Annotated in this window: 15 protein-coding genes; 9 read left to right on the forward strand and 6 right to left on the reverse strand. The window is 42.7% G+C overall.

Features of this window, described 5'->3' with window-relative positions:
- The first annotated feature begins 4 nt into the window (after positions 1-4).
- Positions 5-1,720, forward strand: a complete 1,716-nt coding sequence (locus HADU_RS04505; RefSeq protein ID WP_004815536.1) for an AAA family ATPase — start codon at positions 5-7, stop codon at positions 1,718-1,720.
- Positions 1,721-1,960: 240 nt separating this feature from the next.
- On the opposite strand, the gene HADU_RS04510 is transcribed toward HADU_RS04505, so the two are convergent.
- Positions 1,961-2,413 carry a DUF441 domain-containing protein gene (locus HADU_RS04510; RefSeq protein ID WP_004645490.1) on the reverse strand — a complete coding sequence of 151 codons (453 nt, stop codon included), beginning with the start codon at positions 2,411-2,413 and terminating at the stop codon, positions 1,961-1,963.
- Positions 2,414-2,553: 140 nt separating this feature from the next.
- On the opposite strand from HADU_RS04510, the gene HADU_RS04515 reads away from it, so the two are divergent.
- Entirely contained in the window at positions 2,554-3,261 is a 708-nt protein-coding gene (locus HADU_RS04515) for a pseudouridine synthase (RefSeq protein ID WP_004815537.1), read from the forward strand.
- A gap of 10 nt (positions 3,262-3,271) precedes the next feature.
- On the opposite strand, the gene HADU_RS04520 is transcribed toward HADU_RS04515, so the two are convergent.
- The 3 genes from HADU_RS04520 to HADU_RS04530 all read right to left on the reverse strand — a co-directional run bounded on the left by HADU_RS04520 (position 3,272) and on the right by HADU_RS04530 (position 5,169).
- Positions 3,272-3,715 (reverse strand): GNAT family N-acetyltransferase, encoded by a 444-nt coding sequence (locus tag HADU_RS04520; protein ID WP_004815539.1) that lies wholly within the window; start codon positions 3,713-3,715, stop codon positions 3,272-3,274.
- 92 nt (positions 3,716-3,807) lie between these two features.
- Positions 3,808-4,152, reverse strand: a complete 345-nt coding sequence (locus HADU_RS04525; RefSeq protein ID WP_004815540.1) for a type II toxin-antitoxin system RelB/DinJ family antitoxin — start codon at positions 4,150-4,152, stop codon at positions 3,808-3,810.
- A gap of 114 nt (positions 4,153-4,266) precedes the next feature.
- On the reverse strand, positions 4,267-5,169 hold the full coding sequence (locus HADU_RS04530) for a pseudouridine synthase (protein ID WP_004815542.1): 903 nt from the start codon (positions 5,167-5,169) through the stop codon (positions 4,267-4,269).
- A 127-nt stretch (positions 5,170-5,296) separates the two neighbouring features.
- On the opposite strand from HADU_RS04530, the gene tsaE reads away from it, so the two are divergent.
- The 4 genes from tsaE to hfq all read left to right on the forward strand — a co-directional run bounded on the left by tsaE (position 5,297) and on the right by hfq (position 9,322).
- Positions 5,297-5,776 carry a tRNA (adenosine(37)-N6)-threonylcarbamoyltransferase complex ATPase subunit type 1 TsaE gene (gene tsaE, locus HADU_RS04535; protein ID WP_008303990.1) on the forward strand — a complete coding sequence of 160 codons (480 nt, stop codon included), beginning with the start codon at positions 5,297-5,299 and terminating at the stop codon, positions 5,774-5,776.
- The gene (gene mutL, locus HADU_RS04540; protein ID WP_004815546.1) at positions 5,766-7,757 is read left to right on the forward strand and encodes a DNA mismatch repair endonuclease MutL; all 1,992 of its coding nucleotides are present in this window, start codon (positions 5,766-5,768) and stop codon (positions 7,755-7,757) included. The genes tsaE and mutL overlap by 11 nt, the downstream gene beginning before the upstream one ends.
- A gap of 6 nt (positions 7,758-7,763) precedes the next feature.
- Positions 7,764-8,708, forward strand: coding sequence for a tRNA (adenosine(37)-N6)-dimethylallyltransferase MiaA (gene miaA / locus HADU_RS04545; protein WP_008303991.1), 945 nt, complete (start codon positions 7,764-7,766; stop codon positions 8,706-8,708).
- Positions 8,709-8,800: 92 nt separating this feature from the next.
- Positions 8,801-9,322, forward strand: coding sequence for an RNA chaperone Hfq (hfq, locus tag HADU_RS04550; protein ID WP_004892762.1), 522 nt, complete (start codon positions 8,801-8,803; stop codon positions 9,320-9,322).
- Between the two features lie 114 nt (positions 9,323-9,436).
- Here the strand turns inward: hfq and HADU_RS04555 are convergent, their stop codons facing one another.
- Positions 9,437-10,741, reverse strand: coding sequence for a peptidylprolyl isomerase (locus HADU_RS04555; RefSeq protein WP_008303992.1), 1,305 nt, complete (start codon positions 10,739-10,741; stop codon positions 9,437-9,439).
- Entirely contained in the window at positions 10,741-13,200 is a 2,460-nt protein-coding gene (locus tag HADU_RS04560; protein ID WP_008303993.1) for an LPS-assembly protein LptD, read from the reverse strand. Before HADU_RS04560 ends, HADU_RS04555 begins: the two co-directional genes overlap by 1 nt.
- A gap of 121 nt (positions 13,201-13,321) precedes the next feature.
- Between HADU_RS04560 and HADU_RS04565 the strand changes: the two genes are divergently transcribed.
- The 3 genes from HADU_RS04565 (at position 13,322) to rsmG (ending at position 15,743) form a co-directional block, all read left to right on the forward strand.
- Positions 13,322-14,335, forward strand: a complete 1,014-nt coding sequence (locus HADU_RS04565) for an aminoglycoside phosphotransferase family protein (RefSeq protein ID WP_004815555.1) — start codon at positions 13,322-13,324, stop codon at positions 14,333-14,335.
- Positions 14,336-15,025 carry an N-acetylmuramate alpha-1-phosphate uridylyltransferase MurU gene (gene murU / locus HADU_RS04570; protein WP_004815557.1) on the forward strand — a complete coding sequence of 230 codons (690 nt, stop codon included), beginning with the start codon at positions 14,336-14,338 and terminating at the stop codon, positions 15,023-15,025.
- 85 nt (positions 15,026-15,110) lie between these two features.
- Positions 15,111-15,743, forward strand: a complete 633-nt coding sequence (rsmG, locus tag HADU_RS04575; RefSeq protein WP_004815559.1) for a 16S rRNA (guanine(527)-N(7))-methyltransferase RsmG — start codon at positions 15,111-15,113, stop codon at positions 15,741-15,743.
- Positions 15,744-15,751: the final 8 nt, after the last annotated feature.

Here is a 15,751-nt window from a genome sequence, read left to right on the forward strand (position 1 = left end):
TCATATGAAACAGGAAACTGCACTTAAGTTACTCAAAGCGGGCGAAAATGTATTTTTAACAGGCTCGGCTGGTGCAGGGAAAACCTATACCCTGAATCAATATATCAATTATTTGAAAGCACGTAAGGTATCTGTTGCGATTACAGCGTCTACAGGTATCGCGGCAACGCACATGAATGGCATGACCATTCATACCTGGGCCGGTATCGGGATTAAGGACTTCTTGTCAGAAGAAGACCTGAAGCGTATGAAAGAGCGCAAATATCTGAAAGAGCATCTGGAAAATGCTCAGGTACTGATTATTGATGAGATTTCTATGCTGCATGCCAAGCAGCTAAATCTGGTTAATCAGGTATTAAAGTATTTCAAAGAATCTGATGAAGCTTTTGGTGGCATTCAGGTGATTGTTGCTGGCGATTTCTTTCAGTTGCCTCCAGTGGGCAGAAATGATGAACGCAACCGGGATAAATTCTGCTTTATGTCAGATGCCTGGGTTGAAGCCAAATTTCGCGTTTGTTATCTGACTGAGCAGCACCGTCAGGGCAATGATTATCTAAATGATATTCTAAATGCGATCCGTGCACAGGCGATTGGTACAGAACATCGAAATGCCTTGCAAGGAACACGTCATCAGGAGATTGGCGACACTTATACGCGTCTGTATACGCATAATATGGATGTGGACAGTATCAACTTCCGGCATTTAAATGAAATTGATAATGAGCCGCGCCAGTTTGATGCCCAGTGCGACGGCAATGACAAGTTGATCGAAACGCTGAAATCTTCAGTGCGTGCGCCAGAAACCTTAACGCTGAAAAAGCATGCTAAAGTCATGTTTGTCAAAAACAACTTTGATCTGGGCTATATCAATGGCAGTTTGGGTGAAGTTATTGGTTTTGAAGAAGATGATGAATTTGGGGTATTGCCTAAAGTCAAACTCACAGATGGGACGACGTTGCTGGTTGAACCAGAAACCTGGTCAGTAGACAATGAAGCCGGTAAGACTATTGCCAGTTTCCAGCAAATTCCCTTACGTCTAGCATGGGCGATTACGATTCATAAATCACAAGGTATGACCTTAGAAGCTGCCGAAATTGACTTGAGTCATACTTTTGAAAAAGGACAGGGCTATGTGGCACTTTCGCGTTTAAAAACTTTAGATGGTCTACGTCTAAAAGGTTTTAATGAGCAGGCATTGGAACTGGATAGTCTGGCAATTAAGGCAGACCGCCGTTTTCAGGAGTTGTCGAGTGAAGCCGAAGAACACTTTGAAAATATTGATTTAACCAAGCAGCACAATGCCTTTATCCGTCATTGCGGCGGTACGCTGAATGAAACTGAAATTCAGCGTAATGAAAAAAAACTGGCGAAAAATGGCGGCAAGCAGAATTATGCTGCCGCAACGCTGGATGAAACGCGTGAACTGTTTGAAGAAGGTTATGATATTGCCGATATCGCCACTGAGCGTGGCTTAACACCGGCAACGATTATTAACCATTTAGGTCGACTGCATAAAGAGCAAGGTTTAGATATATCTGTAGCTCATCCGGGTGAGGAAGTGGTTGAACAAGTGCGTAAGATCTATAAACGTCTGACTAAGCGACAGGATACCGATCATTTCAATGATGATGGGTCTATTAAACTGCGTCCGATTGTCGAGTTAACCAGTCCACGTATGGGTTATGACCAGGTGCGTTTGGCGCTACTATTTGTGGAATAAGAAAAGCTATCTTACTTTTGACAGGCCATGAGAAACATCGTTTCGCAAGATAAAAGCCCTTTATTGATCTGACAGCATATCCTGAGCAAGCTTTAAGTACTGCTTTATAGCTTGCGCAAGGCAATCAATGTGCGACCTCAATGCCGCTATTCATATGATTTGATATCGAAATATTTTTAGAAATCCTGGGAGAATGGATGTTTGAGTTAGGGTTAACTAAATAGAAATTTTATTTCAAACTTATTGCGTACTAATCAATAATGATAAAATTCCTGCGGCAATTAACGGCCCGACTGGAACACCGCGTAATACTGCTACACCTGCTACTGTGCCTAATAATAGTCCGGCTACCACATCTGGCTGATTGGACATCAGCTTCACTCCACGTCCTCCCAGCCAAGCAACAAAGACACCAATGGCGATTGCCAGTAAAGACTTCCAGCTCAGGAAAGATTTGAGAATACTTTCTCCTGAAATTTTGCCACTGGCAATCGGTGTCAGAACACCAATGGTCAGAATAATAATCCCGATATTTAAACCGTGCGCCTGTACATAGGGTAATAAACTGCTGAGAGGCGTGATTTTTAAAACGATTAACACCGCTGCAGCAATGGTGACGGCACTATTATGACTAAAAATACCGCAAGCCAGTAAAACCAAAAGAACAATCAGATTCAGATCAAGTTGCGACATAAGTGGGAGAGATAGAGTGAAAAATAAAGCTATTGTAGAGCTTTTCAACGCATGATACCTAGAAAACAGCGGAAGAAAACAAAATCATGATTGTTTCAGGATAGAATGCACAGGTCTTCACTCGATACAGGTATGAATAGATGCTATTGGAAAAAATGTTGCAGTCACAAGGTTTTGGCTCACGTAAGTATTGCCAGCAACTGATCAAGAATGGCGCTGTGAGCATTCAGGGTGAAATCATTGATAACCCAAAGCATAAACTGGATCTGGATCAGCTAGAGTTCAATGTATATGACGATACTTATCAATATCGGGAAAAAGTCTATATTGCCTTAAACAAGCCACAAGGTTATGAGTGTTCGCATCAGGCAACCCATCATTTTAGTGTCTTTGAGCTGTTTGATGACTTGCTCATGAATCGTGGAATCCAGTGTGTAGGTCGTTTAGACCAGGATACGACAGGCTTGCTGTTACTGACTGATGATGGTCAATTTTTGCAGGCATTAACTCATCCTAAAAAGCATGTTGCCAAGGTTTACCAGATGGATACCGCAGACCCTGTTACGGATGAGCAGATCAAGCAGCTAGAACAAGGTGTTGAGCTACGCAATGAAAAAGGTATGTATGCTGCTACAGATGTCATTCGTCTTGAAGAAAAGCGCTTGCAAATGGCGGTTCATCAAGGTGTTTATCATCAGGTGAAACGTATGCTGGCAGCTGTGGGGAATAAAGTTGAAAAACTGCATCGGGCTCAAATAGGTCAATTGACTTTGAATGATTTGCCAGAAGGTGAGTGGATTTATTTAACTGAAGATCAAGTGATTCAAGCTAAATACCGTGCCGAATAAAGCGCTGGATTTACTTGAGAAAACAATGAAAAGTGACAAATTCATCATCTCGCATAAATCCCATTGATTCATAGAGTTTATGCGATTGGTGGTTGTTTTTCTGGGTGTCCAGGCTAATACGCAGTGCATTTTCATGTCGGGCAAATAAAATAGCGGTATCAATCAGTTGTCGTGCAGCGCCATGACGGCGATACAGTGGAGTGATATACACATCATCCAGCACATAAAACTTTGAACAAGCTACTGAGGAAAATCTTAAATAAAGCAGAATAAATCCGGTAAAAATATCATCCTTGGTATTGATAAAAATCACTGTTTGCTGGTCTTCAAATCGCTGTTTTAGAAACTGATAAGAAAGTTCCTGATTTGAGGAAGCTCCATAAAACTGGCGATATTCATCAAATAAAACTGAAAGCTGTTGTAGGTCTTCTACCTGAGCACGTCGAACAAGCATTAATTACTCCATGTTTTATTATTATGTATTCATGGAGCATAACGAAGTTTAGGGAGGTGTAGCGTATGAAATTGTTTGAAAATGCGACAGTGTTAAATTTTGTCACTTTCACCCAGAATGGCATTCAGCTCTTCAAATAAATCAAAATGATCATCATCAGCATGTAGATCCAATGCTTCCTGTTCTGTAGTGTCTGCAATCAATCCGGCAGTTACAGGTTTAGATTCACTTTGCTTCAGTTTGCGCAGCTTGATTAATTGTTCAATGTTAATATTCTGATTTTCAATAGAGAAGGGGATGGATTTAGTCAGCACTACCTGTTTGAAAAACAAGCGGACTGCTTGAGCTGGTGTGATTCCCAATTGCTTAAATACGGCAAAGGCTTGTTTCTTTTCTTGAGAATCCAGGCGTATTTGGTAGACTTCAGTTTTTCTCATAATATATTCAAGACTTTAAAATACTTAACTTTTCGCATTCATTTTAATCCATTACATTTGAAATACAATCCTTATACGAATCAATTCTGAAAATAAATCGTAATGACAGCTGCATTACAATGTTAGTACTTGCTCAGAAGAAAACTGCATCAATTGCTGGGTAATAGGGTCAATAAACTGGATATGTCGGGCCAATAACTGTAAGGGCGCAGAAAAATCATTATCTGCTTTATGTGCAACGCTAGGATAAAACGGATCATTCAGAATCGGTATACCCAAAAAGTTTAAGTGCACACGTAATTGGTGCTGCTTGCCAGTATGCGGTTTCAGTTCGTATTTGGCTACATGATCTTGCTGTTCTAATAAGGTGATTTCGGTTTCACTATTAGGCTCACCTTCTAAAACCTGCATAGTATAGAAAGGCTGGCCTTTATCCATGCGTAAACGCACAATTTGCGGAAAGCGAAGTTCTTCACGATAACCTGCAATCGCATGATAGGTTTTCTGTACTTGGCGTGTTGCGAACAGCTGCTGATAAAGTCCACGCGATGCTACATTTTTAGAGATAAGCACTACGCCAGCCGTTTCCCGATCCAGTCGGTGAATCGGAGTTAGGTGCTCAATTCCGGTCTGTTTCTTTAGACGAACCAGCAGGGTTTCCTGTACATATTGTCCGGTCGGGCTCATGGTCAGAAAATGTGGTTTATCAATTACCATAAAATGTTCATTTTCGAACAGGATTTGGTGTTCGAAAGGAACATGCACTTCGTGTGCCAGAAAGCGATAATAAAAACAGTGGCTATTCGCCTGATAGGGGCTATTTAGATTTAAGCTATTTCCCTGTGCATCATAAACCAGGCCCTCCTGAAAACGGGATTGCCATTCACTGGTCTGGATATGTGGAAACTGTGTACATAAATAGTCATAGACTGTTGCAGCAGTGGACGGTTGCAAGAAAACTTTGCTGGCACTGACGCCGTTGATCATCGGTGGGATAAATTCAGCAGAAGTATTCATATGGGGAAGTGGATCTCATTCAGGAAACAAATGCTATGAAAAAATACAGTTTCTCATGCGGCAGAATAGGCTTTTAAACTGCGGCGATGCTATCATATTTGTTCCTTTGAATCATGTCGTGAGTCATATGCCTTATTCATTTACTGTCACCTTAAATCATGAAGAAGATACCCAACAGCTGGCTAAGGTATTGGCCGCGAATTTTAGTACGGGAGTGATCTATCTGATCGGTGATCTGGGAGCAGGCAAGACGACATTGACGCGCTATTATTTACAACAGCTCGGTCATGAGGGTTCGGTCAAAAGTCCAACCTATACATTGGTAGAACCTTATAATATTCAAGGGAAGGATATTTTCCACTTTGACCTGTACCGTTTAAATGATCCCTATGAACTGGAACTGATGGGTATTCGGGATTATCTTGAAACCCCAAAGGCATTATTCTTGTTTGAATGGCCATCTAAAGGTGGTGATGAAATACCTGAAGCAGATCTGATCATCGAAATTCTTAAATCCGAAGATGAGTTGACTCGTACTGCAGCGTTGACTTCATCAAACTCAGTATTACAGCAGGCTTTGGAGCAGCAATTCCCACATGTCGAATGATTTAAGCGTACGCCGTATCCGTTCACTTGATCCTGCACTGGCGAACCAGATTGCAGCGGGTGAAGTGATTGAACGACCTGCATCTGTAGTGAAAGAACTGCTCGAAAACTCGATTGATGCTGGTGCGACTGAACTGGTGATTCGTGTAGAACAGGGCGGTAGTACACTGATCGAAATTATTGACAATGGTCGAGGAATTCACCCGGAAGATTTAGCGCTGGCGGTCATGCGTCATGCCACCAGTAAAATTCAGACAGCAGAGGAATTGCATGCCATCACCAGTCTGGGTTTTCGTGGTGAGGCGCTGGCTTCGATTGCAGCCGTATCGCGTCTAACCTTGACCAGTAGCCAAAGCGAAGATGGCATTGGTTATCAGGTTGAAGTGAATGGTACTGCTTTTGACCATCAGGAAATTCAGGCAGTTGCCACTTCACGTGGTACCCATATCCGGGTGCAGGATCTGTTCTTTAATGTACCGGCACGTCGTAAATTTCTGAAAAAACCGGGCACCGAATTTGGTCATATTGAAGAGATTGTACGTCGTCTGGCACTGACCCATTTCGATATCCGTTTTGTGCTGGAACATAATGAAAGTATCAAGCTGAATCTGCCTGTGGCAGACAGTGGAGCATTACGTTTCCAGCGTGTGCAGCAGTTATTGGGGCGCCAATTTACTGAAAATGCTTACTGGATGGATGCAGACAGTATCAACATGCGTTTGTCTGGCTGGCTCGGTCATCCTTCGGATGCGCGTGCGCAAGCCGATATGCAATATGTCTATGTAAATGGTCGTATCGTAAGAGACAAGACCATTTCTCATGCATTGCGTATGGCGTATGACGGCATTCTGCATGGACACCAGCATGCAGCTTATTTGCTGTTTCTGGAAGTGGATCCGGAAAATATTGATGTCAATGTACATCCAACCAAACATGAAATCCGTTTCCTAAATCAGCGTGAAGTACATGAGTTTGTACGTCATTATGCCAAAGAAACGCTAGCACAGTTCCAGACCGCAACAGCTAATCTGGCTGATGCAATGAAAACTGAGGAACCTGTACCACTTACGCCTCAGCCGCGTTATCAGGAACAATTTAGCCTGCATCAGGCTGCACCGCAGTCCCCTCCTGGACCTTATGCAGTTCAGCAGCATCTACATCCTCGTAATACGCATCAATATATAGAAGCTGAAGCTTCGGATGTGCTGGCTGACTTTGAATCATCGCGTCCACAAACTGTGCATTATGTGCAGGATTATACCAAGCCTTATAGTGGTTCACAGCAGCTTAACAATGCCTTACAAAGCTATTTGGCACCACTTAGAGTAAACTCCGAAACTGAGCAGCTGAGCCCTGAGCAGTCTTTTCAGACACATGTGCAGGCCAAAATAGATGAGCATCCTTTAGGCATTGCGATTGCACAGCTGCATGGGATTTATATCCTTGCACAAAACACAGAAGGTCTGATTATTGTAGATATGCATGCAGCACATGAGCGTATCGTCTTGCAGCAAATGAAGTCTGCCTGGGATAAACCGGAGTTCTGGACGTCGCAGCAGCTTTTAATTCCTAAAGTGGTGTCTATCAGTCGTATGCAGGCCATGCGTGTAGAAGAGTTGAAGGAACAGCTGGCCCGATTTGGTCTGGAGATTGACCAGTATGGTGATGAACAGGTGATCGTGCGCGGAGTTCCTGCGATCCTGCACAAGGCAGATTTTGATGCCTTGATTCCTGAATTGCTGAATGATCTGGACCCAACGGATCAGGCGCAAGGCCTGTTGCAAAAGCGTGACCAGATCTTGGCGGGCATGGCCTGTCATGGTGCGGTACGTGCAAACCGTATTTTAAGCCTGTCTGAAATGAATGCCTTATTGCGTCAGATGGAACAAACTGAATTTGCCAGCCAGTGTAATCATGGACGTCCAACATGGCGTGCTTTCCCACTGGCTCAACTAGATAAACTTTTTGCTCGAGGAGAGTAGTGGTACATGTCAAATCAATTGCCGGTCATCAACTTAATGGGACCAACTGCAAGTGGTAAAACCGCTTTGGCATGTGAACTCTATGAGCAAGGAAATTTTGAGCTGATTTCCGTCGATTCTGCACTGGTTTACCGGGAAATGGACATTGGTACAGCCAAGCCAACCAAAGCAGAATTAGAGCAATATCCGCATCATCTGATTGATATTATTAGTCCTTTAGAAGTCTATTCAGCAGCCAATTTTGTCGAAGATGCCTGTCGCCTGATTGATGATATGCATGCACGTGGCAAAACCCCAATTTTGGTTGGTGGAACAATGCTTTATTTCAAAGCATTGTTAGAAGGATTATCTGATAATCTACCTAGTGCAGATTATAAGGTACGTGCGGAAATTGAAGCAAAAGCCGAACAGGAAGGGTGGGAAGCAGTTTATGCAGAATTATGTATGGTAGACCCAATTGCAGGGCAAAAATTTAAAGTAAGCGATAAACAGCGCATTATTCGTGCTTTAGAGGTTTATAAGCTGACTGGCCAAGCTATAACAAAACTACAAGCAGAACAACCAAAAAATCAACCATATCGTTACAGTTTTCATAATTACGCGCTGATCCCAGACCGAGTAGAATTACACAAGCGTATTGAAAAACGATTAGAAATTATGTGGGAAATCGGTTTTTTAAATGAAGTGGAAAACTTGATGAAAAAATACGATTTTGATGAAAATCTTCCATCCATGCGTTCCGTTGGTTACCGTCAGGCGATCGAATTTATAAAAAACAGTGAGCGAAGTATTGAAAAACAGCGAGAAATGGAAGACAAGGCATTGTTTGCAACACGACAACTGGCTAAACGTCAATACACATGGTTAAGATCTTTGCAAGATAAGCATAAATTTACTACATATTTTACCGCACAGCAGGCTCAAGAAGACTTGCGAAACTGTTACGGATAAAGCAAAATTTACAGACTATCTTTTTTATAATTTTTAATTGAAAAATAAAGATAGTTTTTTGCGCTGATTTTAAAATTTTTTGGAGTTATAACATGTCTAAAGGTCAAACTTTACAAGATCCGTTCTTGAATTCCCTACGTAAAGAACGTATTCCTGTTTCTATCTTCCTGGTTAACGGTATCAAACTACAAGGTCATATCGAATCATTTGACCAATACGTTGTATTATTAAAAAATACTGTAAGCCAAATGGTTTACAAACATGCAATTTCTACCGTAGTTCCTGCACGTAACCCACGTCCTGCTGGTGCTCCTGCTGGTCCTCAAGGTGCTGGCTTCGGCGGTCAAGGCGGCTTCGGTGGCGGCCAACCTGGTGGCTTTGGCGGTCAAGGTGGCTTCGGTGGCGGTCAACCTGGCGGCTTCGGCGGTCAAGGTGGCTTCGGTGGCGGTCAACCTGGCGGCTTCGGTGGTCAAGGTGGCTTCGGTGGCGGTCAACCTGGCGGCTTTGGTGGTCAAGGCGGCTTCGGTGGTCAAGGCGGCTTTGGTGGTCAAGGTGCTGGCTTTAGTGACGATGCAAAATTCGAAGATTCTCAAGATGACGAAAACAACCGTTAATCTGATTTAAGAATCTAAAAAACCTCTCAGAAATGAGAGGTTTTTTTATGGTAATAGTCTTATATAGATAATAAAAAACCGGCCAAAAGCCGGTTTTTTTAAAGATGCTGAATATTAATTCTTTTTACGGTCCAGTTGTGGATCTTTAATCTCAACAAAGGCATTACTGCGGGTCTCACGTAACCAGCTATCCAGTTCTGTATCAAACTGACGTTCGCCTAAAAGCTGACGTGCCATACGTTCCTGGTATTCTGAAGTCATATCCTGTTGGCGCGTATCTGTCACCTGTAGAATATGCCAGCCAAACTGAGACTGGAACGGTTCACTGATTTGGCCCACAGGTGTTTTTTTCATACGTTCTTCAAATTCTGGGACCATCACACCTGGATTCACCCAGCCTAGACTACCACTGTCACGTGCTGAACCAGGATCATTGGAGAAGGTAGCCGCCAGTACGGCAAAGTCTTCACCATTTTTTAGGCGGGTATACAGACTGTCAATCATCTGTTTGGCATTTTCAGGACTCACTACTTCCGAAGGCTGAATCAGAATATGACGCGTCTGATATTGTTGTACGAGTGCACGCTTTTCACCCGCTTTACGATCAATCAGCTTAAGGATGTGAGCACCATCGCGGGCTTCAATCAGTTCAGAAGTTTGACCAGGCTGAAGGCTGGTTACACGTGATGCGAGCTCATCTGGAATATCTGAAATATTACGGAAGCCCATGTCAGCAGCTTCAACTTTGACACCATTTTTGGAGTATTTCTTCTCAATTGCTTTCAGGTCGGTAGAGCTTTCTAACTCTTTCTTTACCTCTGCTGCAACTTGAGCTGTATTGTCACCAGAAACACGGACATGTTGTACATGAACCTGACTGCCGAGTAATGCCTGACCTTGCGGGGTTTTCAGGAAGTTTTCCACATCCTGATCGCTGATTTTGATACGGGAAGTCACAATCTGTTGACGTAAACGGTTAATCGCAAGGTCTTCTGCGATACGGTTACGTAGAGCAGCATAAGTATTTGGTGCAATTGAATCCAGCTTTTGCTGGAAAGCTTCCAGGCTGGAAGAACCAGAGTCGCGTGCAACTTTTAATACTGCATCATTAAGCGCTTTTTCATCAGGACGAACATTATAACGCTTTACCTGTTCAAGTTGAGCCTGACGCAAAATCAGTTGTTCCAAAGCTTGTTGTTGCAGGATTTGTTGTGACGGCGCAGGCTTCTTTTGCTTTTCGAGTTGATGAGAAATCTCTGCAATGCTTTGATCCAGGTCACTGCGAAGAATCACGCTATTGTCGACAACAGCTACAACTTCATCCTTGGTCTGTGCAACAGCAAAAGTAGGTATTGCTGCAAAAAGGCATAGCGCAAGTGTGGTTGCTTTAAAAAAATGTTTTAACTGTTTTGTCTTCATTAACGTTCTGTCCAAGTCTGATTGATATTATTAAAGCCCAGAATACGGTTTTCCAGTAGTGATGCCAATTTATTGTTGAATCCACCCAGGCCTCTCAGGCTGAGTTCTGCCATGATCATGCGTTTTGGTTTAACACCAGCTTCATTGATGTCATCCAGATCATTGTAATATGAGCGGCCATAGACGGAAACACCCCAACAGCATGACTCATAGTTCACGCCAAGTAAATATTCACGTGCAACGTTGTTTTCCAGATCGTATTGAGCATGACCAATCAGACGCCAGTTATTGAAAACAGGCTGAATGAATGAACCAACCACCTGATCATAGCTTTTTTGACGGTCAGTAATTTCATTGCGATAGAAATAGCCTACATTGTAGAGATTACCTTGTTCACCAGTGTAATAGGCTTGCACATCGCGCTGTGCATTCTGACCATTCGACATCCATGCTGAGTTAAAGTTGACATGGAAATTATTGGAAAGCTGGCTGGATAGTTGAATTACAGGACCAGTATGCGTTTCACGGTCATATTCATCAATACCCCGTTCTAAAGTTACGCGACGGTCTTCGAAGAAGAAACTTTGGCCTATACTGGCACGCAGGCGTTCTAAACCAACATCATTGAACAGGCTGTAGCTTAAGCCTACGGATGCAAAGTTATTGTCTTCTAAACGGTCATGACCATAGAAACGACGTGGGCTGAATAGCTGATCATAGCTGATCGAAGCATTCACTGAGTCAAAATTTGGCTGACCTTCTTGATTCTCGTAAGGTGCGTAAGCATAAAACAGACGAGGTGTTAGTGTCTGTAAATAGCGTCCTTCTTTTTCAAAAATCAAACCAGCATCGAGAGTGAATTCTGGCACCACAATAGATTTATCTTCACTTGAAGAATTAGTTTGGTTCTGGTCTAAAAGATCAATTGTGTCCTTGTCATAGAAGGTATTAATGTTGCGCAAGGACAATTGAGGAAGCAGGAATAAACCAGGTGTTCGATGATTATAGCGAACTGCCAGATCGTTATAGATACGTGTACCACTCGGTTCGTAACTGCCTGTAGCTGGATTTATATTATTAACATCTTTTTTGAAATAGGCAGTATCGTGATTGGCTTCGAATTGCCAACCAAATGGGTTGCCCGTTTTATAGTTGACCAGGAATTGCGGTAAACGCGCATAAGGACGGTCTTCATCTGCAACTTCTGGGTCTAGGGTCTGGAAATCTTCTACTTTTAACTGTGCTTTTAAGCCAGGAATACCATTTTTATAGTTAATTTCCCAGGCACGACGTAAATTCAGATCAGTTTTAGAATTTGGGTTGTTATTTAAATCTGAGAAGAAATCTTTATCTGAAGCATAGTTATATTCAAGATTGGTTGAGAACTGCTCGTTAATCTGCCAGTCATGACGGAAATGCAGGTCTTTACGGTCTTGATCATCATAGCTACGATCTGAAGGTAAAATGCCCCCCCAGATTTGACCATAGCCAAAGTTCTCGGTCAGATAACGGAACTGACCATCCAGCATTGCACCACGGTCAGCGATATAACGTGGTGTAATGGTAGCATCGTAATTTGGTGCAAGATTTAAATATACTGGAACGCCCAGTTCTAAACCACCATCATTGGTAAAACCAAAACTAGGGGTCAGAATCCCGGTGGTGCGACGATCATCAATCGGGAAGTTAAAATAAGGTACTGCAAGAACAGGCACATCTTTAACGTATATTTTGGTATTACGAGTTTCACCACGACCTGTTTCCTGATTCAGCTTGATGCGATCCGCCTGAATTTTCCAGGTTGGCTTTTGTTCAGGTGGGCAGGTGGTATAGGTCGCATTTTCCAGTTCAACTGTTTCAGTGGAAGTTCTGGCGATCTTTTCTGCACGCCCGTGCGCATGTTGTTCTTCTGCAATATAAAAGCTGTTATTTAAGTCGCCTTGTTGGGTTTTTAGGTTGTAATTAATATCATCACTTTGTGAGAGCAGACCTGCTTGTGCCAGCTGTACTCGACCTTGAGCTTTTGCGTAGGTCTGGGTCTGGTCAATAGTCACTTGATCTGCACGAATCTGACGACCTTGCTGATCAATGATGACATTGCCTTCTAAGTAGGAATCGCCATTGGGATTATAGTGGCCATAGTCAGCAGTAACAGTAGAGGTTGCTTGATCTGGAGCAACTGCTTCAACTTCAGGTGAAACCGGAGTAATCCAGGTGCCTTGACAATAGGCAGAACTTAAATACTGTCCCTGTCGTTGTTGTGCTTCAGGCGTGGCTTTGTCAACATAATATTGAGAGAAAAATGCTTCACCAGGATAGGTTTCCTGTAAGCTTTGTTTAAGCTGCTGATTGTTGCTGTTGGATGAGTCATTTTCTGTAGCATAGCTTGAAATTGAGCTACCACATAACAAAGTTAAGATCGCAGTCGCTAAAGGATTATATTTAAACTGATGCTTCATTTGTCTCATTAACCAATCATGCTTTTATCGCAATTAATTATTGTCGCATCATAGAGAAAAAGTTGATAAGTAGCTACACTTAGTACTTTAAAAACTCAGCCTGTACTAGAATTTATTGCAAATGAATACTCAACGCGAACAATTGATACAATCTTGGATTGCTTCTGTACTCGGTTCAGATCAATTTGAAACTCATTTTTTAGCAGGCGATGCCAGTTTTCGTCGTTATGCACGAATCAAACTGAATAATAAAACATTTATGCTAATGGATGCACCACCAGAAAAAGAAGATTGTGTGCCTTTTGTGACGATAGATGAATTTTTTGATGCGAATGGTGTTCGCGTGCCGCACATTGTGGCGAAGGATCTGGAAAATGGTCTATTACTGCTCGAAGATTTCGGCAATGTGATGCTGTCTGATCTGCTTAATGACGCCACTGTGGATGCTTATTATGAGCAGAGTTTCAAACAATTAGTTCAGTTGCAGTCTATTCAAGGTATAGGGCATTTCCCTGAGTATTCTTATGAAAAACTGATCTCGGAAATGGAATTGCTGACTGACTGGATGTTACCGGCTTTAAAAGTCATTCCGACCGCAGCGGAAAGTGCGCTGATTAAGCGTACCTTTGCTATTCTGGCGAATGCAGCATTAGCTCAACCTCAAGTGATTGTGCACCGTGATTTCCATAGCCGTAACCTGATGCAGATTGCAGGTGAAACAGATCTGGGCGTGATCGATTTTCAGGATGCCGTGATTGGTGCGGATACCTATGATCTAATCTCGATTACCCGCGATGCCTATGTGCAGTGGAATGCTGACCGTGTCTATCGCTGGTTTGAAATTTTCTATAACTTATTGCCGGCTTCTGCCAAAGAGGGTCGTGATTTTGGTCAGTTCAAGAAAGATGCCGACATGATGGCCATTCAACGTCATATCAAGATTTTAGGTATTTTTGTGCGCCTGTTTGAACGTGATGGTAAATCGGGATATTTGAAAGATTTGCCGCGTGTGATGTGGTATCTGCTGGAAGAAAGTAAACCTTATGCAGAATTGCAGCCGTTTATGCAATTTATCAATGAGCGCGTATTGCCAGCTTTTGAAGAAAAATATGGTTCATATGAGGTGGCTGCATAAATGAAAGCGATGATTCTGGCTGCAGGCCTAGGTAATCGCATGCGCCCTTTAACGCTGCATACACCAAAGCCACTCTTGGAAGTTGGGGGCAAGCCTCTGATCGTCTGGCATATCGAAAAGCTGGCGGCGATCGGTGTGAATGAAATTGTCATTAATACTGCATGGCTCGGTGAAAAGCTTGTGGAAGCTTTGGGTGATGGTTCGCAGTTTGGTGTCAAGATTTTATGGTCACATGAAGGTGAGGGGCTGGAAACTGCTGGTGGTATTATCAACGCTTTGCCTTTATTAGGGGGTCAGCCTTTTATTCTGGTGAATGGTGATGTCTGGACCACCATGGATTTTGCGCCATTATTGACAGTGGAGCTGGGTGAAAACCTGGCACATCTGGTGTTGGTGCAAAACCCACCTCAGCACCCACAAGGTGATTTTAGCTTGGTTGAAGGTAAAGCTTATACCTTTGATCAGAGTGTTCAGGGTGAAAATCTGACCTTTAGTGGTGTCTCTTTGATTGATCCAAAAATGTTTGTAGGTCTGGAAGCAGGTAAGCGTCCACTGGCGCCATTACTCAAAAAGGCGATGCTGGCAAATCAAGTCGCTGCCTCAAAGTTGATTGGTGACTGGGTTGATGTAGGGACGCCAGAGCGTTTGGCTGCACTGGATGCTGAAATTCGTGAAGGGAAATATGCTTAAGTGAATATTCACTAAGCACTCCCTACTGTGCCAATATAGAGAAAGCGGTATACTTTCTTCTAATTTTTTCGAGCGTTAATTGTTTATGCATACGTTTTTTCAGGAATTAAAGCAGGGTAGCCAGGCTTTAGGTTTAGCATTGAGTGATGAAACTTTAAATTTATTACTCAAGTACCAGGACGCTTTGGTGCTGTGGAATAAGGCATACAATCTGACTGCCATTCGTGATCCGAAAGAAATGCTGGTCAAGCATCTACTAGATAGCTTAAGCATTTTAAAGGATCTGCCATCAGGCCGTCTGCTCGATATTGGTACCGGCGGCGGGATGCCAGGCATGATCATTGCATTATGTCAGCCGGAACGTAACTGCGTACTATTAGATTCAAATGGCAAGAAAATCCGTTTCCTGAAGCAGTTTATTGCTGACTTGAAGCTAAAAAATGTGATTGCGGTGCAAACACGTGTTGAAAATGAAGACAGTATTAATGAACTCGGTCAGTTTGATGTGATTACCAGTCGTGCCTTTGCATCATTGACCGATTTTGTAAACGCATCAAAACCTTATATGCATGAGCAAAGTATTATTGCTTCCATGAAAGGTCTGATTCCACAAGATGAAGTTAGTGCTTTAAAAGATGAATTCAGTTGTGAGATTATTGAACTAAAAGTTCCGCGATTAGACGAACAACGTCATTTACTTTTATTAAAACGTATTTAAGATTTTCA

The organism is Acinetobacter sp. HA (assembly GCF_000264725.1).
In the GTDB taxonomy this organism is placed as follows: Bacteria; Pseudomonadota; Gammaproteobacteria; order Pseudomonadales; family Moraxellaceae; genus Acinetobacter; species Acinetobacter schindleri.

What these genes read in the sequence shown, in the direction of transcription:
- HADU_RS04505 (WP_004815536.1), top strand. Translation starts at nt 5, where the DNA reads ATGAAACAGGAAACTGCACTTAAGTTACTCAAAGCGGGCGAAAATGTA.
- HADU_RS04510 (WP_004645490.1), bottom strand. Translation starts at nt 2,413, where the DNA reads ATGTCGCAACTTGATCTGAATCTGATTGTTCTTTTGGTTTTACTGGCT.
- HADU_RS04515 (WP_004815537.1), top strand. Translation starts at nt 2,554, where the DNA reads ATGCTATTGGAAAAAATGTTGCAGTCACAAGGTTTTGGCTCACGTAAG.
- HADU_RS04520 (WP_004815539.1), bottom strand. Translation starts at nt 3,715, where the DNA reads ATGCTTGTTCGACGTGCTCAGGTAGAAGACCTACAACAGCTTTCAGTT.
- HADU_RS04525 (WP_004815540.1), bottom strand. Translation starts at nt 4,152, where the DNA reads ATGAGAAAAACTGAAGTCTACCAAATACGCCTGGATTCTCAAGAAAAG.
- HADU_RS04530 (WP_004815542.1), bottom strand. Translation starts at nt 5,169, where the DNA reads ATGAATACTTCTGCTGAATTTATCCCACCGATGATCAACGGCGTCAGT.
- tsaE (WP_008303990.1), top strand. Translation starts at nt 5,297, where the DNA reads ATGCCTTATTCATTTACTGTCACCTTAAATCATGAAGAAGATACCCAA.
- mutL (WP_004815546.1), top strand. Translation starts at nt 5,766, where the DNA reads ATGTCGAATGATTTAAGCGTACGCCGTATCCGTTCACTTGATCCTGCA.
- miaA (WP_008303991.1), top strand. Translation starts at nt 7,764, where the DNA reads ATGTCAAATCAATTGCCGGTCATCAACTTAATGGGACCAACTGCAAGT.
- hfq (WP_004892762.1), top strand. Translation starts at nt 8,801, where the DNA reads ATGTCTAAAGGTCAAACTTTACAAGATCCGTTCTTGAATTCCCTACGT.
- HADU_RS04555 (WP_008303992.1), bottom strand. Translation starts at nt 10,741, where the DNA reads ATGAAGACAAAACAGTTAAAACATTTTTTTAAAGCAACCACACTTGCG.
- HADU_RS04560 (WP_008303993.1), bottom strand. Translation starts at nt 13,200, where the DNA reads ATGAAGCATCAGTTTAAATATAATCCTTTAGCGACTGCGATCTTAACT.
- HADU_RS04565 (WP_004815555.1), top strand. Translation starts at nt 13,322, where the DNA reads ATGAATACTCAACGCGAACAATTGATACAATCTTGGATTGCTTCTGTA.
- murU (WP_004815557.1), top strand. Translation starts at nt 14,336, where the DNA reads ATGAAAGCGATGATTCTGGCTGCAGGCCTAGGTAATCGCATGCGCCCT.
- rsmG (WP_004815559.1), top strand. Translation starts at nt 15,111, where the DNA reads ATGCATACGTTTTTTCAGGAATTAAAGCAGGGTAGCCAGGCTTTAGGT.